This is a genomic window from Pseudomonas auratipiscis (assembly GCF_036324085.1).
Lineage (GTDB): Bacteria > Pseudomonadota > Gammaproteobacteria > Pseudomonadales > Pseudomonadaceae > Aquipseudomonas > Aquipseudomonas auratipiscis.
This window is the reverse complement of the sequence record NZ_JAZDCU010000004.1, coordinates 12,211-34,364: the sequence shown is the minus strand read 5'-3', so window position 1 is coordinate 34,364 and position 22,154 is coordinate 12,211. Positions and strand designations below refer to the sequence as shown.

Genomic DNA, 22,154 nt, shown 5'->3' with positions numbered 1-22,154 from the left:
GTTCGCATTGGTAGAATCTCTTTCATTTTCATGGTGTATCACTGATGTCTTCACATAAAACCTTAGCTATCGCCCTGTGTCTGGCTATGACCGGTTGCGCACAGCACTCTCAACAAGGCACAGCAGACAGCGGGATCGACTGGTGGCCCTTCGGTTCGGACAAGGTTGCCAACCAGGAAGTGAAGGAAGTGGTCGCCGAAAAAGTTGCCAAGGCAGATGCCAAGTCGCAAAGCAGTCGTTGGTGGTGGCCGTTCGGCGACAGTGACAAGTCCAAGACCGCAGCTGTGCCGAAAATTGACCACAAGGCCACTCAAGCCTGGTTGGACAGCTATGAGCCGCGTCTGCGCGAAGCCATCAAAGACAGTAAGTTCGAGCTTGAGCGCCGCGAAGATGTGCTGGTAGTGACTGTGCCGGTAGACAGCTCCTACAACCCAGACCGCCCGGCCATGCTTTTGCCTGTTACGCTCGGCCCTATTACCCGGGTGGCCAAGGCGGTTGAAACCGACAAGCAGACGGCAGTACTGGTGCTCGGGCATGCCGATACCAGCGGTGCCGCGGTCGGTAACCAGAAGCTCAGCCAAGAGCGTGCCCAGTCCGTTGCCGCAATCTTTCGCCTCAGCGGTCTTGAGCGTGATCGTTTGAGTTTGCGTGGCATGGGTTCGGAAATGCCGCGCGCAGCCAACGACAGCGTGGAAGGTCGTTCGCTTAACCGTCGAGTAGAAATGGTCCTGACGCCACAGAACACCATGATCGCTCTGGTTGCCAAGTACAAACAACCTACGCCGAGCCCAGCTGAGCTGGTTGCCGTGCAAGATGCCAAGGCCCCGGTCAAGGCAGCGGTAAAACCTGCTGCCAAGGCGCCGGTGAAAAAGGCCAGCGTCACCAAGAAAGCCGCTCCAGCCAAAGCCACAACGGCAAAAAAGAAAGCTCCTGCAGCCAAAGCCCCGGCCAAGAAGCCAGCGCCTGCTGCCAAGAAAGTGGCCGCCAATACCAGCCCTGCGAAGACCAACTGATCGTCAAGGAACGCAGCAATGACTCAAACCCTGGCAGATATGCGCCGCGACTATACCCGGGATGGCCTGGCAGAAGCCCAGGCCCCGGTCGAGCCTTTTGCGTTGTTTCATCAATGGTTCGATGACGCGGTAAAAACCGAGCAACCACCGGTAGAAGCCAATGCCATGACCTTGGCTACGGTAGATGCCGACGGCCAGCCACATTGCCGGATCCTGTTGCTCAAGGGGTTGGATGACAAGGGCTTTACCTTCTTCACCAATTACGACAGTGCCAAAGGGCAACAGCTGCAGGCCAATCCCCGTGCGGCCATGACCTTTTTCTGGCCAGCGCTTGAGCGTCAGGTACGGATCGAGGGCAAGGTGGTTAAAGTCAGTGCCCAGGAATCAGATGATTATTACCAGGTTCGTCCGCTGGGCAGCCGCCTTGGCGCCTGGGCGTCACCGCAGAGCCGAGTGATTGCAGATCGTGCCGAACTCGAAGGTCTGGTAAAAGCCACCGAGAAGCGATTCAGCGACACGCAGCCGCACTGTCCTGAACATTGGGGTGGCTATCGCTTGCTGCCAGAACGTATCGAATTCTGGCAGGGTCGAGCCAGTCGTTTGCATGACCGGCTCAATTATCGTCTGCAACAAGACGCTTGGTTGCGCGAGCGCCTGGCGCCTTAATCTCCCCGGTAACCGGTGGCCTCGCGTTCCAGCCAGGCCGCCAGGTCTGCACGTTTGACCTTTTGTGCTTTGGCGTTGTCCAGACATTCAAGCATATAGGCTTTTTTGCTTTCGTCCGTTCCTGCCATTGAGAGCGCCAGGTCCCGGTCCATCCAGCGGCGGATTCGTACATACAACCACCAGTGAAAGTACAGCCCTGCCACAGTTGTGATGACGACGATGAAGTAATCCATGTCTATCCTTGCGTTTAACGTTTTCAGACTGCATCGATGACACAGACTGTATGGAAGCTGAATGGAATCAATTTTACCCCGCATCAGTCGTGACAGTCGTCAATGCGCGGAGTCTAATGAACACCTGTCTTTCGGAGATTATCCTATGCGTAAATCTGTTTTGCTGGCTGCCAGCTTCACCACGATGTCGCTTCTGCTTACGGGCTGTGCTTCCAGCCTGACCGGCGACTCCTACTCTCGCGACGAAGCGCGCCGGGTGCAAACCGTACGCATGGGAACCATCGAGTCTTTGCGTCCAGTCAAAATCGAGGGCACCAAGACCCCAATCGGTGGTGGCGCTGGCGCCGTAGTTGGTGGTGTAGCGGGCAGTGCCATCGGGGGCGGCCGTGGCAGCATCGTTGCCGCGGTCATTGGTGCGGTGGCCGGTGGTCTGGCAGGTTCCGCTGCTGAAGAAGGGCTCACCCGTACTCAGGGTGTAGAAATTACTGTTCGTGAAGACGACGGCAGCATGCGCGCCTATGTGCAGGCCGTCCAGGAAAACGAGATTTTCCGCGTGGGTGATCGTGTTCGTATCATGACCGTTGATGGCACTAGCCGAGTTTCACACTGAGACGTTGGTAGCCCATAAAAAAACCCGACTCGGCAGTGCCGGTCGGGTTTTTTAGTGCCAGGGCTTAATCAGGCAGTGGCTGCCTTGCGGCTCGCCAAGGCAGTGACCGTATAACCGATCAGCGCAGCCAGAATGGAGCCGGTGAGGATACCCATGCGATCCATACCAGCGTAGTCGCTGCTACCCGGAACGAATGCCAGCGAGCCGACGAACAGGCTCATGGTAAAGCCAATGCCACACAGAATGGCAACCCCCAGCACCTGGCCCCAATTGGCACCGCTTGGCAGTGCCGCGAAGCCAAGTTTGACTGCGATCCAGGTGAGTCCGAATACCCCCACGGTCTTGCCGATCAGCAAGCCGGCAGCGATGCCCATCGGTACGTAGTGGGTGAAGCTTTCCAGTGTCACTCCCGCCAGCGAGACTCCAGCATTGGCGAAGGCGAACAAGGGCAAGATACCGTAGGCCACCCAGGGGTGCAGGGCATGCTCGAGGCTCAGCAACGGCGAGGCTTCGGCATTACGTGTGCGCAACGGAATACACAGGGCCAGGGTGACCCCTGCCAGGGTGGCATGGACACCACTCTTGAGTACGCACACCCAGAGGATCAGGCCGATGACCATGTACGGGCCGAGCTTGACCACGCCCAGACGATTCATGGCGATCAATGCAAGCAGGCAGGCCCCGGCGAGCATCAGCGACAGACTGGACAGTTCACCGGAATAGAACAGGGCAATGACAATGATTGCGCCCAGGTCATCGATGATTGCCAAGGTCATCAGGAACAGCTTGAGCGACACGGGCACACGCTTGCCCAGCAGAGCCAGCACGCCCAGGGCGAAGGCGATGTCGGTGGCGGTTGGGATGGCCCAGCCGGCAACGGCAGCAGGGTCGTCTTTGTTCAGGAACCAGTAGATCAGTGCCGGAATGACCATGCCGCCAATTGCCGCTGCACCGGGCAGGACAATTTGCGAAGGCTTGGACAGGTGGCCGTCGATGACCTCGCGTTTGACCTCCAGGCCAACCAGCAGGAAAAACAGGGCCATCAATCCGTCGTTGATCCACAGCAGCAGGGGCTTGGCGATTTTCAGGGCGCCGATCTGGGCGACCACGGGCACATCAAGCAGGCCGTTGTACAGATACGACAAGGGCGAGTTGTTGATGATCAAGGCCAGGGCGGCTGCAGCAATCAGTAATAGACCGCTGGCAGCTTCCAACTGAAAAAAACGTGTGAAAGTGCTACGCAGCAAGGGCGCTCTCCATCCTGAGGGTTCTGAACAGGGGCACACCCTACCCTGTGAGGATATGCATTAAAACAAAAATTATATTCTTTTTTGTTATAAGATTTGACCGTCTCTGGCTTGAGCAGCCTAGCAGTTGGCCGGGATTATTTTGCCTGGCTGTACCTGTCATAGATGTAGGGACTTTCTTAACATGCTCATCTGAACAGCTATTTTCCGGGACTGGACCATGAACGATCACCGCCAGTGGGCACGTGAAGCTATCCGCATCATCGAGGCCGACTTTCAACGCAGCGCTGACACGCATCTGATCCCTTTGCCTCTACCGGGCTTCCCCGACGTTGAACTGTACTTCAAGGACGAATCCAGCCATCCCACGGGCAGTCTCAAGCATCGATTGGCGCGGTCATTGTTTCTGTATGCCCTGTGTAATGGCTGGCTGCGTCCGGGAGCACCGGTCATCGAGGCTTCCAGCGGTTCGACGGCAATCTCCGAAGCCTATTTTGCGCGTCTGCTCGGTGTACCGTTCATTGCCGTGGTGCCTGCCAGTACCTCTCAAGAGAAGATCGCGCAAATTGCGTTCTACGGGGGACGGAGTCATCTGGTGGAGGATCCTACCCAACTCTATGCCGAGTCCGAGCGCCTGGCGGGTGAAACCGGCGGTCATTTCATGGACCAGTTCACCTATGCCGAGCGCGCGACCGACTGGCGAGCGAACAACAATATTGCCGAGTCGATCTTTACCCAGATGCGGTTTGAGCGGCACCCGGAACCGACCTGGCTGATCTCAAGCCCGGGTACGGGCGGAACGACCGCGACCCTGGGCCGTTATGTTCGCTATCGCCAGCACACAACACGCGTGCTCTGTGCCGATGCCGAACGCTCAGTGTTCTTCGACAGCTACCAGACCGGCGACCGCACGTTGCGCCTGGACTGTGGATCGCGAATCGAGGGGATTGGCCGCCCACGGGTCGAGGCGTCATTTCTGGCACAAGTGATCGACGCTATGGTCAAGGTGCCGGATGCATTGTCCCTGGCTGCCATGCATTACCTGGCTGAGCGCTTGGGCCGTCGGGTAGGCGCTTCCAGTGGCACCAATTTGATCGGTGCACTGATGGCAGCACAGCAGATGCGCGCAGCCGGGGAGGTAGGGTCGATCGTGGCGATTCTTTGCGATGGCGGTGATCGCTATGCGACCAGCTATTACGACCAGGATTGGCTGCTAGGGCAGGGCTACCAGTTGCAAGCGTTGATCGAGACGGTCAAGGCCTGTGTCGAGGAGGGGCATCCGCTGCCGGCATCAGTGCTGCGCGCAGGGATCTGAAACACATCGCGGGGCAAGTCGACGCGACTTGCCCCGTGTCAGCTACATCAGGCTTCCAGTCCTAGCATGCTCCGCGCCACGGCTTCGGCGATACGAATACCGTCGACGCCCGCAGACAGAATCCCACCGGCATAGCCAGCGCCTTCACCGGCCGGGAACAGGCCCTTGAGGTTGAGGCTTTGCATGCTGGCATCGCGGGTGATGCGCAGCGGCGAAGAAGTACGGGTTTCAATCCCGGTCAGCACGGCGTCATGGAGGTTGTAGCCTTTGATCTGGCGATCGAATGCCGGCAAGGCTTCACGAATAGCTTCGATAGCAAAGTCAGGCAGGCTTGGCGCCAGATCGCCAAGGTTGACCCCAGGTTTGTACGAAGGCTCGACACTGCCCAGGGCAGTGGAGGGCTTGCCCGCGACGAAGTCACCTACCAACTGGGCTGGCGCCTGGTAGTTGCTACCGCCCAGTACGTAGGCGAGCGACTCCAGTTTCTCTTGCAGCTCGATACCTGCCAGCGGGCCACCGGGATAATCCTGCTCTGGCGTGATGCCGACGACGATGCCTGAGTTGGCGTTGCGCTCGTTACGCGAGTACTGGCTCATGCCATTGGTGACGACCCGGCCTGGTTCGCTGGTGGCCGCAACCACAGTGCCGCCAGGGCACATGCAGAAACTGTAGACCGAGCGTCCGTTCTTGGCGTGGTGCACCAGTTTGTAATCTGCTGCACCGAGTTTCGGGTGCCCGGCGTACTTGCCCAGGCGCGCCTGGTCGATCAACGATTGCGGGTGTTCGATCCGGAAACCGATGGAAAACGGCTTGGCCTCCATGAATACGCCGCGGGCATGCAGCATGCGGAACGTATCACGGGCGCTGTGGCCCAGGGCCAAAATGACATGCCGGGAATGCAGTTGTTCACCGCTGGCCAGGACAACGCCATTGAGTTGACCGTCATCCATCAGCAGATCGGTAACCTTCTGTTCGAAGCGCACTTCGCCGCCAAGCGCGTGGATCTCGTGGCGCATGTTCTCGACCATACCGGTCAGGCGGAAGGTACCGATGTGGGGTTTGTTGACGTAGAGGATTTCATCCGGAGCTCCGGCCTTGACGAACTCGTTCAGCACCTTGCGACCGTGGTGCTGCGGATCTTTGATCTGACTGTAGAGTTTGCCATCAGAGAACGTACCGGCACCGCCCTCACCGAATTGTACGTTCGACTCAGGATTGAGTTCGCTCTTGCGCCACAGGCCCCAGGTGTCCTTGGTGCGCTGGCGCACTTCCTTGCCGCGCTCGAGGATGATCGGCTTGAAACCCATCTGCGCCAGCAGCAGGCCGGCGAAAATACCGCAGGGGCCAAAGCCGACAACAATGGGGCGTTCCTGCAGGTCGGCAGGAGCGTGGCCAACGACCTTGTAACTGACATCCGGCGCGACGTTGACGTTGTGATCGTCGGCGAATTTTTTCAGCAGTTCAGATTCGTTGCTGGCAGTCAGGTCGATGGTGTAGATGAACAGCATTTCGCTGTTCTTCTTGCGGGCGTCATAACTGCGCTTGAACAGGGTGAAGTCCAGCAATTGTTCATCGCTGATGCCCAGGCGTTGCACAATGGCCTCGCGCAGGGCTTCATCAGGATGATCAAGCGGCAGCTTCAGTTCGGTGATTCGTAACATGGCAGGGTCCAGTATCGCGGCCATGAACGGCCGTCGGCTTTACACAAACCGCCAAGTATAAGCTGTTCGCCGCATAAGCAGGCAGGATAAACGCAGACGCCGATGATCAGTCGTTACGGGAGCCGCCGTAGTAAGCGCATCCACGCATGGTCTGGCCGTTTACCCGAAGTTCGGCACTGAGGTGGCGCACCGCCCCACTCATTGTGTCGACGCAGCGTTGCGGTGCGATCCAGAGGTCCACACGTTGGCCATTGGCTTCGGTGCTGAGGCTGAAGCGGCCATCGGGCAATTGTTCTTCAAGGTAAGGGACGGCCAGCTCCGGTTGTCCTGGGCGGGTCAACACCATCCCTTTGCTCCCGGCCTTGAGGTCCCAGTCAGGCTCGTTGCCATGTGCACGCACGGTCAGGCGTTTGAAGTTCGGGTCGCTGCAGGCGCTATTGGAGTGTTCGACCCGGTACAGGCGTTGCACATTCAATTGCCCATCGTTGCCTTCTTTCTGGCTGGCAGAAAGGTTTGCGCCGACATCTGCGAACAGGGTACCTGGCTCGTCGGCAAGTGCTGCAGCTTCTTGTAGCAGGCCCGTGTTCCCGGCATCGAATACGACAAAGTGACGATTTTCCGCGCAAGGCTTGAACAGCAGCTGACCACCTTTGGCGCTGAGTTCACCCTGCATGCGTATCATGCCGGCTGAGGATGCCTGGGGTTTTTCCGCCAGCATCTGGCAGCCCGCGAACAGCGGTAACAAGGCGACAAGCAACAACGAAGGGGCGGCACGCATCGAGCAAACTCCAGGGTCTCTACCGAAAGGTGCCGTCACGTTACGCAGGCTCAAGGGCGATCACAAGGCTTTCGCCCGCATGAGCGCCCTTGGCGGTACAAAGCCTGCGCATGAAAAAAGGCCCGAAGGCCTTTTCTCACTTGCTGAGGCAGATCAACCGCCCAGGTAAGCGTCACGCACCTTCGGATCGGTCAGCAGCGCTTCCCCGGTGCCCTGCATCACCACGCGACCGTTCTCCAATACATAAGCGCGGTCGGCGACTTTCAAGGCTTGGTTGGCGTTCTGCTCAACCAGGAACACCGTCACGCCATCCTTGCGCAGTTGTTCGATAATATCGAAGATCTGCTGGATGATGATGGGTGCCAGGCCTAGCGATGGCTCGTCCAGCAACAGCAGTTTGGGTTTGCTCATCAGTGCCCGTCCAATGGCGAGCATTTGTTGCTCGCCGCCAGACATGGTGCCGCCGCGCTGAGAAAAGCGCTCCTTCAGACGCGGGAACAGGTGCAAGACCTTGTCCATTTGCTCCTGATAGTCGCCCTTGTTGGTAAAGAAGCCACCCATGGCCAGGTTTTCCTCGACGGTCAGGCGGGCAAATACCCGACGACCTTCGGGCACCACGGCAATGCTCTTGCGCATGATGTGCGAGGACGGCTGGCCCACCAGCTCTTCGCCCAGGTACTTGATGCTACCGCTGTGGGCTTGCGGAGAACCGCAAAGGGTCATCAGCAGCGTCGACTTGCCGGCACCGTTGGCACCGATCAGGGTAACGATCTCGCCTTGGCGAATCTCGACGTTGACGCTGTGCAGTGCCTGGATCTTGCCGTAGAAGGTGGAAACGTTTTCGAACTGCAGCATTTACGCTTCCCCCAGGTAGGCTTTAATCACTTCAGGGTTGTCGCGGATCTGATCCGGCGTACCGTCGGCCAGGGGAGTGCCCTGGTTTATTACGACAATATGGTCGGAAATGCTCATGACCAGCTTCATGTCGTGCTCGATCAGCAGAACGGTGACGTTGTGCTCTTCGCGCAGAATGCTGATCAGCGCCTTCAGATCTTCGGTCTCTTTTGGGTTCAGGCCGGCCGCTGGTTCGTCGAGCATGAGGATCCGCGGGCGGGTCATCATGCAACGTGCGATCTCCAGGCGTCGCTGCTGGCCATAAGCCAAGGTACCGGCGGTACGGTTGGCGAACTCGGTGAGGTTGACCTTTTCCAGCCAATACTGAGCGAAATCCTTGGCTTCGTGTTCGCTGCGGCGAAACGCCGGGGTTTTGAACAGACCAGCAAAAAAGTTGGTGTTCAAATGCCGGTGCTGAGCAATCAGCAGGTTTTCCAGCGCGGTCATGTCCTTGAACAGGCGCACGTTCTGAAACGTGCGCACTACGCCCTTGCGGGCGATTTCATGACCGGCCAGACCCTGGATCGGCTGTCCGTCGAGCAAAATGGTGCCAGCACTAGGCTTGTAGAAACCCGTCAGGCAGTTGAACACCGTGGTCTTGCCGGCCCCGTTGGGGCCGATCAGTGCCACGACCTGTTTTTCCTTGACGGTCAGGGCTACGCCGTTAACCGCCAACAAGCCGCCGAAGCGCATGCTCAGGCCGCTGACTTGCAGAATTTCGCGGCTCATCGGCGCAGCTCCATGTGTGGGCGTTGCATAGGCAGCAGGCCTTGCGGACGCCAGATCATCATCAGCACCATCAGCGCACCGAACATCAACATGCGGTATTCGCTGAACTCACGCATCAGCTCTGGCAGCAGAATCATCACGATGGCCGCGAGAATCACGCCCAACTGCGACCCCATACCGCCCAACACCACGATAGCGAGGATGATGGCCGACTCGATGAAGGTGAACGACTCGGGCGTCACCAGGCCTTGGCGCGCGGCAAAGAAGCTACCGGCGAAACCTGCGAAACAGGCACCCAGGGTGAACGCAGAGAGCTTGATGATGGTTGGGTTCAGCCCCAGCGCACGGCAGGCAATCTCGTCTTCACGAAGTGCTTCCCAGGCCCGACCGATCGGCATGCGCAGCAGCCGGTTGATTACGAACAGGGCCAGCAGCGCCAACAACAACGCAACCAGGTAGAGGAAGATCACCTTATTGATCGAGTTGTACGGCAAGCCGAAGTACTCGTGGAAAGTCTGCATGCCTTCGGCGGCGCGACGTTCGAAACTCAGACCGAAGAAGGTCGGCTTTTCGATGTTGCTGATGCCGTTGGGGCCGCCGGTGAGACCGGTCAGGTTACGCAGGAACAAGCGAATGATCTCGCCGAAGCCAAGCGTCACGATCGCCAGGTAGTCGCCACGTAGGCGTAATACCGGGAAACCGAGCAGGAAGCCGAACGTGGCCGCCATCAAGCCGGCAATCGGCAGGCAGATCCAGAAGCTCCAGCCAAAGTAGTGCGACAGCAGGGCGTAGGTATAGGCACCGACGGCATAGAAGCCGACATAGCCGAGGTCGAGCAGGCCAGCCAGACCAACCACGATGTTAAGGCCCAGGCCCAACAAAACGTAGATCAGGATCAGGGTGGCAATGTCGACCGCACCGCGCGAACCGAAGAACGGCCAGACCAGCGCAACCACGATCAGGCCCATGATTACCCAGCGTTGGGTCTTGGGCAGAGTCAGGAAGTTGCTCATGGCTGGCGAGATCAACTTGCGATCCGAACGCCGACTGGTTACCGCGCTCCATTGCTTGTCGAACAGCACACGCAGGAACATAAGCACCGAGCACACCGCAATCACGGTAATGGTGAACGGTCCTTGGCTGTGAACAATCAGGTTGATGCCGTCGATGCTGAGCTTCAGGCCCAGCACCGGGAAGGCCACAGCCCAGACCAGCAAGGCACTGAAAAACGCCTGTTTAAGATTTTTGTTCATACTTTTTCAACCTCCGGACGGCCGAGGATGCCGGTCGGACGGAACAACAGCACGAGAACCAAGAGACCGAATGCCACCACGTCCTTGTACTGGTCGCCGAATATGTCGGCGCCAAACGCTTCGGCCACACCCAGTACCAGGCCACCGAGCATGGCCCCCGGAATACTGCCGATGCCACCCAGCACGGCCGCGGTGAAGGCTTTCAAGCCCACCAGGAAGCCGGCGTTGGGGTTGATCACGCCGTACTGCATGCTCAGCAATACCGCAGCCACAGCCGCCAGCGCAGCACCGATGACGAATGTCAGGGCGATGATGTTGTTGGTGTTGATACCCAACAGGTTGGCCATCTTGATGTCTTCGGCACAGGCGCGGCAGGCGCGACCCAGACGAGAGCGGGAGATGAACAGGGTCAAACCGGTCATGGCCACCAGGGTGACAACGAAAACCAGGATCTGCATGTAGGAGATCAGCACTTCCTCTGCGCCGCCTGGGCCGAAGGAGATACTCCCCGGGATCAGGTTGGGGATGGACTTGTCCTTGGAGTCCTGGGATAGCAATACGGTGTTTTGCAGGAAAATCGACATACCGATGGCAGAAATCAGCGGGATCAACCGATTGCTGTTACGCAAAGGGCGGTAGGCGACCCGTTCGATACTGTAGCCATAGGCACTGGTTACGAAGATCGTGGCGACAAAGGCGACGGTCATCAATATCGGCAGTGAATGGATTCCCATCATGGCCAGCCCGGCGAGGGCAATGAACGCCACGTAGGAACCGATCATGTAGACCTCGCCATGGGCGAAGTTGATCATTCCAATGATGCCGTAAACCATTGTGTAGCCAATGGCTATCAAGGCATAGGTGCTGCCAATGGTCAGACCATTAACCAGCTGTTGGAAGAAGTGATAGATCTCAGGCATTACAGCGCTCCTAAAAACCCGATACGCATTTCACTGGTGGGAAATCCCGGCGCGGTCTTGTGGACTTGAGCCACTTCGACACGGGCACTGCCAGAGAACCGCTGGTGACGGTTTTAAGATTTTCAGGTGAACCTGCTCCCGGATCGCGGGAATCAGGCCCATGAACCTCGTAAAACAAAGCCCACTGCTCGCACAGTGGGCTTGTAGTCATGTAGTCAGACGGGATTACTGAGGGGAAACTTCGGTTTTAGGTTTGCCGAAATGCCATTCGTAGACCACGAATTTGAAGTCTTTCAGGTCACCCTTGTCGTCGTACGACAGGTCGCCAGTCGGGGTCTTGAAGGTGCCTTTGTGGATCTCTGCAGCCACTTTCTCGGCGTCGTCGCTGGTACCGGCGGCCTTGATGCCATCGGCAATCAGTTGGACGGCGGAGTAGGCCGGGAACACGAATGGGCCGCTTGGATCTTTGCCGTCGGCTTTGATCGCGTCAACGATGGCCTTGTTCTCAGGCGCAGCGTCGAAGGACTTCGGCAGGGTAACCAGCAGGCCTTCGGAAGCGCCCTGGGCGATTTGCGAGATGGAGTCGTTGCCAACACCTTCTGGGCCCATGAACTTGGCTTTCAGGCCTTTTTCCTGAGCTTGGCGCAGAATCAGGCCCAGCTCTGGGTGGTAACCGCCGTAGTAGACGAAGTCGACGTTGGCTTGCTTGAGCTTCTGGATGATCGAGGAGAAGTCTTTGTCACCCGCGTTCAGGCCTTCGAAGACGGCTACCTTGGTGCCTTTGCCTTCCAGGGTCTGTTTAACCGCGGTGGCAATGCCTTCACCGTATTGCTGTTTGTCGTGCAGCACGGCAACCACTTTTGGTTTGACGTGGTCGGCAATGTAGTTACCGGCAGCAGGGCCCTGGGCGCTGTCCAGGCCGATGGTGCGGAAGATCAGCTTGTAACCACGAGAGGTGATTTCCGGGCTGGTGGCCGCTGGGGTGATCATGATCACGCCTTCGTCTTCATAGATATCGGAAGCAGGCTGGGTGGAGCTGGAGCACAGGTGGCCGACCACGAACTTGACGCCATCGTTGACCACTTTGTTGGCGACCGCTACGGCTTGTTTCGGATCGCAAGCGTCATCGTATTCCTTGGCTTCAAGCATCTTGCCGTCGATGCCGCCCTTGGCGTTGATGTCCTTGATCGCTTGTTTAGCACCCACGAACTGCATGTCGCCGTACTGAGTAACCGGGCCGGTTTTCGGGCCGGCGATGCCGATCTTGATGGTATCGGCTGCAAACGAATGACTGGCAACCCCGGCCAGTACCATTGCGGCAAACAGCTTGGAAATCTGCTTAGTAGCCTTACTCATAGTGCTCCACTCATTCTGTTGTAATTTTTATAGTCCTGCGGCCAGAGCTTAGGACCGGATGGCTCCGAATTTACCCTGGCAACTGTACCGGTACAGTGTAGAGCGCTGCTTTGTCGCTTGAAAAGCAGCCCAGCTGGGGCAAATTCGGCGCGTGTCGCTTAATTGACAGAAACTTACAAGAAAGCGGCCTGGTCATGCTCGAATTGGCGCGGCCATCCTTTGCTTTCAAGTCCTTTTCGATCAATTACTTATTTGAAACCGGGTTTTTCTGCAAAAATACCGACCTCTTACCGTAGTCGAATTATTTCTGGCAGGAACCCATGACTGATCAACCAAGCACCCTCTATGCCAAACTGCTTGGCGAGACCGCAGTAATCGAGTGGAAAGCCCTGGAGCGTTTCTGGGCCAAGGGTGACCTGATTTGGGTCGCGCCCAGCCTGGACCTGATCGAAGTTGCACAGGCAATGGCCGAAAACCGCAGCGAAACCTTCGCTACATGGCGCAATGCTGGCACTGTAGGCCCGGTGTCTACCGAGCAGGCGCTAGACCTTCAGAGCCGCGATCCAGAGATATGGGCAGTGGTGGTATCGCCGTTCATCGTGATTCAAGAGAAGAAATTAACCTGAGCACGCTCCAGATTGGTGCGTGAAAACGAGCAGTGGGGAGATTTTGGTGCGCAGGGGCGTTCAGGCAGGGTGGCTGTTGGTAACAGTTGAGTGTGCTTAACGTTAACGGTAACAACCCGCTGGAAGCACTTTGCGACCATCGCCAGGCAAGCCCGCTCACTACCGCCGACAAATGTGTGTCCGGTAGGAGCGGGCATGCCCGCGCAGCAAAACGGAACGCTGAATCAGTGATCCACTTTTCCAGTATGGCTGTTAAGCGAGATGACCCGCGTCTTGCCGATGCGATGACGGAAGATTTCGCGCAGGTATTTAACCGCTTTCTTCACGCATTCCCGTGACAGGCGAATGTCATTGATCGAGACAAACTTGCTCTTGTCGTTGATCAGCTCGCGGTACTTTTTCTCGTACATCGGCTTGATTGCGTACCAGTTGGTATCGAGGATTTTCGCCGGATTCTCGAATTCGTTGAGCAAGTCGTCAATCCTTCCCTCATCGAACGTTTCGCTGGTGATGAACTCGAGGATGGCGTTATCCAGGGTGTCGTCGAAGCGGTATGGGTTACGCGCAAAGCAACGCTTGATGAAGGCCACGATCAAGGTCAGGAAATCATCCGACAAGCATGGGCTCTTGGCTATCAGGGTGGTCAGCGAGAGGTTCGCCGATGCGCCGATCACCAGGGCATAGCGCTTCAATGTGGTGTTGGGGAACAAGCTGTTGAGGTGGGTCTTGAGCCGGTTCAGGTCCATGTACGAGAGCTTGTAGTCCTTGGGCAGCGAAACGATCGACACGACCGAAGAGCAATTCTTGAAGAAGTGCAGGTCATGCAGCGCCGCGGCGTCATAGCCAGAAGCCTTGTATTGCTCCAGCGCTGCACGATAGCGCTTGGACTCGATTGGCAGCAGGCTGATGCCCTCGATGGCCTGGGTCACTTTGTTGAAGTGCGGCAGGTCGATGGAGCGGAAGAACAAGTCATCGATGTTCAGCCGTGCCTGTTCTTTCTCGAATACCTTGAATTTATCCGAGCTCGGGGAGGGCTGTTCCGGGACCACGGACTCTGCATAGGCGATGGCCACGGGACCGGCCAGGCTCATGAACAGGTCGTTGGCATCCAGGCGGATGGTTTCACCGATGTCGATGCCGGCGCGACGGAAGTAGTTCTGGTCGTAGTCGGTGGTTACCGCCTGGGCGGTCAGAATATTGAAGATCTGCTGGGAAATGTATTGGTTGGCATGCTTTTCCATGGCATTGACATCAATGTTCTGGATGTTGCCGTCATCATTCTCTTCGGCGTAACGCATGATGTCATTGGAGATCAGCATCATTGCGTTCCAGGGGCGGATACGCCCCATCACGCTGGCTTCGCTGCTGTCTTCGTTGTCGAAGTTATAGGAAAAATCCCATTCTTCGGACAGATATTTGCAAAGAAGACGTCCGGCGTTGATATGCAGGGCTTCTGACATCTCACTGCGGTGGTCCGAAATATTCGGCAGGACGCAGATACCGCTGGTGAAGATGGGCTCGAAGACAAACGAATGCCCACTTTTGCCGTCGTTTTCGTCGGCGGGCTTGGTGTCGAATGTCTTATTCATGTAGGAGTACTGCTGCGCCAGTCCGAACTCCGACGCCATGCCCGAACCGGTTCCGCCGCCAGCACTGAAGATGTAGAAGTACAACCGTGACTGGTTGGCCTTGATCCCGCAGGAATCGATCAGATAGGAATGGATCAGCTTCCAGTCGGCGCTGGAAAAACGGTGGGTTTCCTTATTGAGGATGATCTTGGCCAGGTACTGGCCCAGGATCGGAGCATTACCAGCGCCCCCGGCATGGACTTCCGAAAGGTCCATGATTTTCATCTTGCTGTAGTCGCGAATGAAGCCGCTTTTTTCACCCTTGCGCGAGAAGCGAATGCGTCCGGCGATGTCTTTGTCCAGATCGCCCAGCATTACCAGGGGTTCGACAAGGAACACCGGCTTGCTGCCTTTGTTCTGTACCAGGCGCAGATTGTTGCGAATCCAGCGTGCCGGGCTGTAATTGGGCTCGTTACCCGCGCGGTCTTCGTTGTTGAATTCATTGAGATAAAAGGTGCGGGCGTTGTATACAAGTTCGGCGACATCAAGAGCGATGTTCGAGCCGCACCTGCCCAGGCCAATCAGGCATACCGATGGGAATTGCTGATCCAGGCGCAGCTGGCTTTCGTCCTCGACATGAATGCTCGGTGGAAACACCAGATCGCGCAATCCGTCCAGGTTGTCGAGAATGCGCTGAATGTCGGGCTCGGTGAAATAAAGGTACTGCTGCGGGTTAAGCGCACGCGGGTTATAGAATTCCTTGGACCCGGTAGCGCTGAGCGCGGGAAGCGGTGAGGTCAGCTCGGAAACCGCGTTGGCAGAAGTAGTCTTGGAGGTCATTTTGCGCCATTTGCCTGAAGGTGGGTGGCTGTTCTAGTGGATGTCATAAAGCCATCACTGGACGAGTTTCGCGACTTTATCAGTGCGCATTCAGCGTGGGCGATAGGGGAATACCCTACAGATCCAGGGGTTGTTTTTTCCCTTGCCTGCAGACTGAATCGTCCAAACGTTCAACTTCTTTAATTTGTCTGGAGATGTTCATGAGCACTGCACGTCCTTCATTGGGGTTTGCCGGAATCGGTCTGATGGGGTTGCCGATGTGTCGGCGCTTGTTGGCTGCGGGTTACCCGCTAACGGTCTGGAATCGTTCGGCGGACAAATGCGCGGCATTGGCCGAGGCCGGTGCCCGAGTAGTGGCCACGCCGGCAGAGCTATGTCGGTCGGCAGATCTGGTGCTGTTGTGCCTGGCCGATACGGCGGTGGTGCGTGAAGTGGTGTTCGGGCCAGAGGGCGTTGCCAAGGGCGCTAAGGCCGGACAATTACTGGTGGATTTTTCCAGCCTGGAACCGACAGCAACGCGTGAAATGGCCGCCGAGCTTGCCGCGTTGAGTGGCATGAGTTGGCTTGATGCCCCTGTCTCTGGCGGCACCGTTGGGGCGCAGGCTGGCAGTCTGGCAATCATGGTCGGTGGCGATGCTGCGGACCTTGAGCGGGTGCGGCCGGTATTGCTGACTCTGGGGCAGCGAGTCACGCACATGGGGGCAGTGGGCGCAGGGCAAGTGACCAAGGCCTGCAATCAGATGATTGTCGCTTGTAACGCGTTGGTGATCGCCGAAGTCGTTGCCCTCGCCGAGCAGTCTGGCGTCGATGCCAGTTTGATCGCCGAGGCTCTGGCGGGCGGTTTCGCCGACTCCAAGCCTCTACAGATTCTGGCCCCCCAGATGGCTCAGAGCAGCTTCGAGCCAGTCAAGTGGCATGTGCGCACCTTGCTCAAGGATCTGGATACGGCAGTGAAATTCTCCCGTGAACAGGGCTCGGCAACGCCTCTCAGTGGCCTGGCCGCGCAGCTGATGCGCTTGCACGGTAGCCAGGGTTATTTGCAAAAAGATCCGGCGACGCTGATCGATCTGTACCGACGTAAGGATTGAAGCTGACCAGAGACTGCTCATTGCGCTGGTTGAGCTGATTGAGGATGGTACGCAGTTTACTCAAGGGGACGGGGCGGCTTAGCAAGTAGCCTTGGACGAAATCGCAGCTCTGTTGGGCAAGAAACTGATACTGCTCGATGGATTCCACCCCCTCGGTGATGACTTGTAGGTGCAGGGTGTGAGCCATGATGATGATCGCCTGGACAATTTCCATGTCCTGTCGGCAGCGCGGTACATCCTGAATGAACGAGCGATCGATCTTCAGGGTGTCCAGTGGCAGACGCTTGAGATAGGCCAACGATGAGTAGCCAGTGCCGAAGTCGTCGATTGACAACGAAACACCCAATGCGCGGATATCCTTGAGCAGGGCGATGGTGCTTTGAATATTGCCCATCAGCGCGTTCTCGGTGACTTCAAGTTCCAGCTGGCAGGCTGGAAGTCCGGCTTGCTGCAAGGCGCTTTCGACCTCTTCAGCCAGTTCCTCATGGCCCAGGGTCAAGGCCGAGCAATTTACCGTTACCTTCAGCCCTTTGTATCCATGGCGACTTAACAGTGCCAGGTCCTTGCAGGCATGACGCAATACCCAGAGGTCAAGTTCGGTGATCAGGCCGTTGGCTTCGGCGATACCAATGAACCGGTCCGGACTGAGCAAGCCGTGTTGTGGATGTTGCCAACGTACCAAGGCCTCGAGCTTGGCCACCTGACCGGTATGCAGATCGAAAATAGGCTGGTAGTGAATACGCAGGCCCTGCTCCTCGAACAGCGCTGAGCGCAACTCTTCCTCCAGTTGCAGTTCCAGCGTCGCGCGGGTCTTGAGACTGTTGTTGAAAAAATTAAGGCTGTTGCGCCCGCAGCCCTTGGACTGATAAAGCGCCAGATCGGCATTCTTGAGCAGCTCTTCGCTGGTGCGGCCGTCGTCCGGGAAGATGCTGATCCCGATACTGGTGGTCATCACCATACGCCGTCCGGCCAGGTCGATCGGCTCTTTCATCTTCAACATGATGCGTTGTGCCAGATGTCGGGCTTCTTCTCTGCTGTTCAGGGCGATCAGTATGCAGAACTCGTCGCCACCGAACCGGGCTACCACATCCTGGCTGCGAGTTGCCGCCTTGATATAGCCAGCAATAACCTTGAGTAGTTCATCGCCAGCATCGTGGCCGAGGCTGTCATTGATGCGTTTGAAATGGTCGATGTCGAGAAACATCACCGCCAGCATGCCCTCGTTGACGGTCTGTTCGACCAGGCGTTCGGCAAACACTTGATTGAATCCACGGCGGTTGATCAGGTTGGTCAGGGCATCGTAATGAGCGGCTTGCTGCAAGGATACGCGCGCCTGATCCAGTTGGCTGAGCAACACATTCACCCGGCGTAGGTCGTGCTCTTTGCTTTGTAGTTTCTGGTCTGAAAGGGCTGCACTGATACTACTGGCGCTGATCAGCAGAGTGATGAAGGCGATGGTCAGGCTCAATTGCAAGTTGTTGTCCGCATTGGGCAGCGTCACGGTCGAGTCAGCGGGGATGATCAAGGTCATCGCCCACATGCCGGTGAAATGAGTCGCAAAGATGCCGCCGGCCATCAACAGGCTTGCCCCGTACTTGAGTAGCTGATGAAGCGTACCGCTGCCGTAGCGGAAGTATCGGGCCAGCAGCAATGCCAGCAGGCTGGTGACGATTGCAATTGCAATCGATGCGGCGAACATATCCGGCCGATAAAACTGCTGGGCGTTGGAGTGCATGGCCGCCATGCCAATGTAGTGCATGGCGGCGATGCCCAGGCCAATACAGATGGCAGCCTGGAGGAAATGGCGAGGGCGTAAGTCGCGATAGCCCAGGGTGTTCATTGCCAGCCATGCGGCAAACAACATGATAATCAAGGACAAACCGGTGAGGGCAAAGTCGAATTGGACTTCAACCGGCGCCTGCAGCGCCAGCATGTTGATGAAGTGCAAGGCCCAGACACTTCCTGCCAGGCAACAAGCGCCTAGAAGGCGCCATTGCCGTTGGGCGGCGGGCTGCTCCACATGGTTGAGGCGCTCAGCCATGCTTAATGTGGCGAAGCAACCCGCTCCCGCGACCAGAAAAGCCAGTACCAAAAGGTAAGGATTGTAGTTGCACTCCAGAATGATCTGTCCGGTTGCCGGAAGATCGGCGAGCATCTGTAGTCCCAGCCACTCCATAGCTTGCCTCTTTGTCGAGTGTTCACTCGTCCCCCCAAAGCCTGTCTGGAGACTGTTCTGGGGGAGTATAGAAAGAGAGCATTAACCCATCCTGATTAATGGCACTTTGATTTCTACGATTTGGGCATTGGATTAATAGCGAAGGGGTCTAAAGCATCGCGGGGCAAGCCGCTCCCAATGAGTTACCAGTGGGAACGGGTTGCCCCGCGATTAAAGCAACGGAATCAGCCTGCGACCAATACCCGAATCGCCTCCAAGCGCAAGGCCGCTTTTTCAAGCATCGCCAGGCCTTGTTCACGCTGCTTGCGCAGTGTTTCGATTTCGCTGTCGCGCACGCTTGGGTTGACGGCTTGCAGAGCAGTCAGACGCGCCAGCTCTTCATCGGTTTCCGCAGCCAGACGGCGCTGGGCCTCAGCAACCCGCTCGGCATGACGCGGCATGATCTTGGCTTCACCACTGTTGATCCGCGGCGTCAGCACATCGCGTTGGGCCTGGATGAACTTGTTGGCGCTGGCTTTTGGCACGCTCTCGAGCTGATCGTTGAGGGTCTCGAACGAAACACGGGAGGCCAAGTCGTTGCCGTTGGTGTCGAGCAGGCAGCGTAGTGCAGCAGGTGGCAGGTAACGGCCGAGCTGCAGCGCACGTGGCGCAACCACTTCACTGACATACAGCAGCTCGAGCAAAACAGTGCCTGGCTTGAGCGCCTTGTTCTTGATCAACGCCACCGCGGTGTTGCCCATCGAGCCAGACAGCACCAAGTCCATGCCACCCTGCACCATAGGGTGCTCCCAGGTGATGAACTGCATGTCTTCGCGAGACAGGGCCTGGTTGCGGTCGTAGGTGATAGTGACACCTTCGTCGTCGCCCAGTGGGAAGCTGGCGTCGAGCATTTTTTCGCTCGGCTTGAGGATCAAGGCGTTTTCCGAATGGTCTTCGCTGTCGATGCCGAAAGCGTCGAACAGGGTCTCCATATAGATCGGCAGGGTAAATTGATCGTCCTGCTCAAGGATTGCTTCGACCAGTGCCTGGCCTTCGCCAGCGCCCCCGGAGTTGAGTTCGAGCAGGCGGTCGCGACCGCTGTGCAATTCGGCTTCCAGGCGCTGGCGCTCGGCACAGGCTTCGTCGACCAGCGCTTGCCACTCGTCGTCATCACCGCTTTCAAGCAGCGGCAGCAGGCGAGGGCCGAACTGGTGCTGCAAGGCGTTGCCAGTCGGGCAGGTGGCCAGGAAGGCATTCAGGGCTTGGTTATACCACTGGAACAGACGCTCCTGCGGGCTGTCCTGCAAATATGGAACATGCAGTTCGATGGTGTGCTTCTGACCGATACGGTCGAGACGGCCAATACGCTGCTCGAGCAGGTCAGGATGGGCTGGCAGATCGAACAGCACCAGGTGATGGGCGAATTGGAAGTTGCGACCCTCGCTGCCGATTTCCGAACAGATCAGCACCTGGGCACCGAACTCTTCATCAGCAAAGTAGGCGGCGGCGCGGTCGCGTTCCAGAATGCTCATGCCTTCATGGAAAACCGTGGCCGGAATACCGGAGCGAACGCGCAGGGCGTCTTCCAGGTCCATGGCGGTTTCGGCGTGGGCGCAGATCACCAGGACCTTGACCCGCTTGAGCATTTTCAGGGTGTCGATCAGCCAGTCGACCCGTGGATCGAAGCGCCACCAGCGTTCTTCTTCGTCGGTATCGGCCTGGGATTGGAACGCCACCTCGGGGTACAACTCGGCATGCTCGCCCAGCGGCAGTTCCATGTATTGGTCGGGGTTCGACAATGCATAGGGATGCAGATTGCGTTCTGGGAAGCCTTGAACGGCGGCGCGCGTGTTACGGAACAGTACGCGACCTGTGCCGTGACGGTCGAGCAGTTCGCGAATCAGTCGGGCGCTGGCCTGGGTATCGCCATCGCTGACCGCCGCCAGCAGTGCTTCGCCTTCGGCACCGAGGAAGCCTTCGATGGTGGCGTGAGCCTTGGCCGACAACCGACCTTCGTCCAGCAATTCCTGTACTGCTTCGGCCACCGGGCGGTAGTTTTCGCTCTCGGCGCGGAAGGCCACCAGGTCATGGAAACGGTTTGGATCGAGCAGGCGCAGACGGGCAAAGTGGCTGTCCTGTCCCAGTTGCTCGGGGGTTGCAGTCAATAGCAGAACACCGGGAATGACCTCGGCCAACTGCTCGACCAGGGCATATTCAGGACTGACCTGGTCTTCGTGCCAGACCAGGTGGTGCGCCTCGTCGACTACCAACAGGTCCCAGCCAGCGGCGAACAACGCGTCCTGGGCTTTTTCGTCTTCGGTGAGCCACTCCAGGGCAACGAGCGCCAACTGGGCGTCCTCGAACGGGTTGCTGGCATCACTTTCGATAAAGCGTTCGGCGTCGAACAAGGCCACCTGCAGGTTGAAGCGCCGGCGCATTTCCACCAGCCACTGGTGCTGCAGGTTCTCCGGAACCAGGATCAATACACGGCTGGCACGACCGGAGAGCAGCTGGCGATGAATCACCAGGCCCGCTTCGATGGTCTTGCCCAGGCCCACTTCATCGGCCAGCAATACCCGCGGGGCAATCCGGTCGGCAACTTCGCGAGCAATGTGCAACTGGTGGGCGATGGGTTGGGCACGTGTGCCCCCCAGGCCCCACAGTGAAGACTGCAACTGGCGGCTGGTATGTTCCAGGGTGTTGTAGCGCAGCGAGAACCACGACAACGGATCGATCTGACCGGCGAACAGTCGGTCGCTGGCCAGTCGGAACTGAATGAAGTTCGACAGTTGGGTTTCTGGCAGGGTGCAGGCCTGGTTCTGACCATCGAGACCGTGATAGACCAGCAGACCGTCGACATCATCGACCTCGCGTACGGTCAGCTTCCAACCTTCGAAATGGGTGATCTGGTCACCGGGCGAGAAGCGCACCCGAGTCAGGGGCGCATTGCGCAAGGAGTACTGGCGAGTTTCGCCAGTTGCCGGGTAGAGCACGGTCAACAAGCGGCCGTCCTGTGCCAGAACGGTCCCTAAACCTAGCTCGGCTTCGCTGTCGCTGATCCAGCGTTGCCCCGGTTGATACTGCTGCGCCATACTGCCTGACTCCCGCCTTGAAAAGCCGACTATCTTAACGGATAGGACTGTACAGACCAAAGAGTCTAGCAATTTCAGCGACAAAAACTGCCGTCGCTATACTTTGTCAG

The 22,154-nt window shown here is 57.7% G+C and carries 18 protein-coding genes; 6 read left to right on the top strand and 12 right to left on the bottom strand.

The window, feature by feature from the left end:
* Positions 1 to 44 precede the first annotated feature (44 nt).
* Positions 45 to 1,013 carry an OmpA family protein gene (locus V0R60_RS06775; protein WP_330080144.1) on the top strand — a complete coding sequence of 323 codons (969 nt, stop codon included), beginning with the start codon at positions 45 to 47 and terminating at the stop codon, positions 1,011 to 1,013.
* Positions 1,014 to 1,031: 18 nt separating this feature from the next.
* Positions 1,032 to 1,679 carry a pyridoxamine 5'-phosphate oxidase gene (gene pdxH, locus V0R60_RS06770; RefSeq protein WP_136474904.1) on the top strand — a complete coding sequence of 216 codons (648 nt, stop codon included), beginning with the start codon at positions 1,032 to 1,034 and terminating at the stop codon, positions 1,677 to 1,679.
* On the opposite strand, the gene V0R60_RS06765 is transcribed toward pdxH, so the two are convergent.
* A complete protein-coding gene (locus V0R60_RS06765; protein ID WP_330080143.1) occupies positions 1,676 to 1,912 on the bottom strand; it encodes a hypothetical protein in 237 nt (78 codons plus the stop codon). The two genes, pdxH and V0R60_RS06765, sit on opposite strands and share 4 nt — an antisense overlap.
* Before the next feature lie 145 nt (positions 1,913 to 2,057).
* Between V0R60_RS06765 and V0R60_RS06760 the strand changes: the two genes are divergently transcribed.
* Positions 2,058 to 2,522: an outer membrane lipoprotein gene (locus V0R60_RS06760; protein ID WP_136474906.1), complete on the top strand. Its 465-nt coding sequence runs from the start codon at positions 2,058 to 2,060 to the stop codon at positions 2,520 to 2,522.
* Between the two features lie 68 nt (positions 2,523 to 2,590).
* On the opposite strand, the gene nhaA is transcribed toward V0R60_RS06760, so the two are convergent.
* On the bottom strand, positions 2,591 to 3,769 hold the full coding sequence (gene nhaA / locus V0R60_RS06755; RefSeq protein WP_136474907.1) for a Na+/H+ antiporter NhaA: 1,179 nt from the start codon (positions 3,767 to 3,769) through the stop codon (positions 2,591 to 2,593).
* 220 nt (positions 3,770 to 3,989) lie between these two features.
* Between nhaA and V0R60_RS06750 the strand changes: the two genes are divergently transcribed.
* The gene (locus V0R60_RS06750) at positions 3,990 to 5,084 is read left to right on the top strand and encodes a PLP-dependent cysteine synthase family protein (RefSeq protein WP_330080142.1); all 1,095 of its coding nucleotides are present in this window, start codon (positions 3,990 to 3,992) and stop codon (positions 5,082 to 5,084) included.
* Positions 5,085 to 5,131: 47 nt separating this feature from the next.
* Here the strand turns inward: V0R60_RS06750 and V0R60_RS06745 are convergent, their stop codons facing one another.
* The 7 genes from V0R60_RS06745 to V0R60_RS06715 form a co-directional block, all read right to left on the bottom strand.
* Positions 5,132 to 6,745 (bottom strand): NAD(P)/FAD-dependent oxidoreductase, encoded by a 1,614-nt coding sequence (locus V0R60_RS06745; RefSeq protein ID WP_136474909.1) that lies wholly within the window; start codon positions 6,743 to 6,745, stop codon positions 5,132 to 5,134.
* Between the two features lie 106 nt (positions 6,746 to 6,851).
* Positions 6,852 to 7,523: a COG3650 family protein gene (locus V0R60_RS06740; protein ID WP_330080141.1), complete on the bottom strand. Its 672-nt coding sequence runs from the start codon at positions 7,521 to 7,523 to the stop codon at positions 6,852 to 6,854.
* A gap of 153 nt (positions 7,524 to 7,676) precedes the next feature.
* Positions 7,677 to 8,378, bottom strand: a complete 702-nt coding sequence (locus V0R60_RS06735) for an ABC transporter ATP-binding protein (protein WP_136474911.1) — start codon at positions 8,376 to 8,378, stop codon at positions 7,677 to 7,679.
* The gene (livG, locus tag V0R60_RS06730; protein WP_136474912.1) at positions 8,379 to 9,146 is read right to left on the bottom strand and encodes a high-affinity branched-chain amino acid ABC transporter ATP-binding protein LivG; all 768 of its coding nucleotides are present in this window, start codon (positions 9,144 to 9,146) and stop codon (positions 8,379 to 8,381) included.
* A complete protein-coding gene (locus V0R60_RS06725; protein ID WP_136474913.1) occupies positions 9,143 to 10,399 on the bottom strand; it encodes a high-affinity branched-chain amino acid ABC transporter permease LivM in 1,257 nt (418 codons plus the stop codon). Before V0R60_RS06725 ends, livG begins: the two co-directional genes overlap by 4 nt.
* Entirely contained in the window at positions 10,396 to 11,319 is a 924-nt protein-coding gene (gene livH, locus V0R60_RS06720) for a high-affinity branched-chain amino acid ABC transporter permease LivH (protein ID WP_128324136.1), read from the bottom strand. Before livH ends, V0R60_RS06725 begins: the two co-directional genes overlap by 4 nt.
* A 225-nt stretch (positions 11,320 to 11,544) precedes the next feature.
* The gene (locus V0R60_RS06715; protein ID WP_136474915.1) at positions 11,545 to 12,675 is read right to left on the bottom strand and encodes a branched-chain amino acid ABC transporter substrate-binding protein; all 1,131 of its coding nucleotides are present in this window, start codon (positions 12,673 to 12,675) and stop codon (positions 11,545 to 11,547) included.
* A 320-nt stretch (positions 12,676 to 12,995) separates the two neighbouring features.
* Here V0R60_RS06715 and V0R60_RS06710 point away from each other — a divergent pair, with 320 nt between their 5' ends.
* The gene (locus V0R60_RS06710; RefSeq protein ID WP_136474916.1) at positions 12,996 to 13,301 is read left to right on the top strand and encodes a DUF2288 domain-containing protein; all 306 of its coding nucleotides are present in this window, start codon (positions 12,996 to 12,998) and stop codon (positions 13,299 to 13,301) included.
* Between the two features lie 224 nt (positions 13,302 to 13,525).
* Here V0R60_RS06710 and V0R60_RS06705 read toward each other — a convergent pair whose 3' ends face one another.
* Positions 13,526 to 15,709 (bottom strand): hypothetical protein, encoded by a 2,184-nt coding sequence (locus V0R60_RS06705; protein WP_203477580.1) that lies wholly within the window; start codon positions 15,707 to 15,709, stop codon positions 13,526 to 13,528.
* Positions 15,710 to 15,909: 200 nt separating this feature from the next.
* Between V0R60_RS06705 and V0R60_RS06700 the strand changes: the two genes are divergently transcribed.
* The gene (locus V0R60_RS06700) at positions 15,910 to 16,797 is read left to right on the top strand and encodes an NAD(P)-dependent oxidoreductase (protein WP_136474918.1); all 888 of its coding nucleotides are present in this window, start codon (positions 15,910 to 15,912) and stop codon (positions 16,795 to 16,797) included.
* Here V0R60_RS06700 and V0R60_RS06695 read toward each other — a convergent pair.
* Positions 16,697 to 18,973: a putative bifunctional diguanylate cyclase/phosphodiesterase gene (locus tag V0R60_RS06695; protein ID WP_330080140.1), complete on the bottom strand. Its 2,277-nt coding sequence runs from the start codon at positions 18,971 to 18,973 to the stop codon at positions 16,697 to 16,699. The two genes, V0R60_RS06700 and V0R60_RS06695, sit on opposite strands and share 101 nt — an antisense overlap.
* Before the next feature lie 224 nt (positions 18,974 to 19,197).
* Entirely contained in the window at positions 19,198 to 22,044 is a 2,847-nt protein-coding gene (gene rapA / locus V0R60_RS06690; protein WP_330080139.1) for an RNA polymerase-associated protein RapA, read from the bottom strand.
* Positions 22,045 to 22,154: the final 110 nt, after the last annotated feature.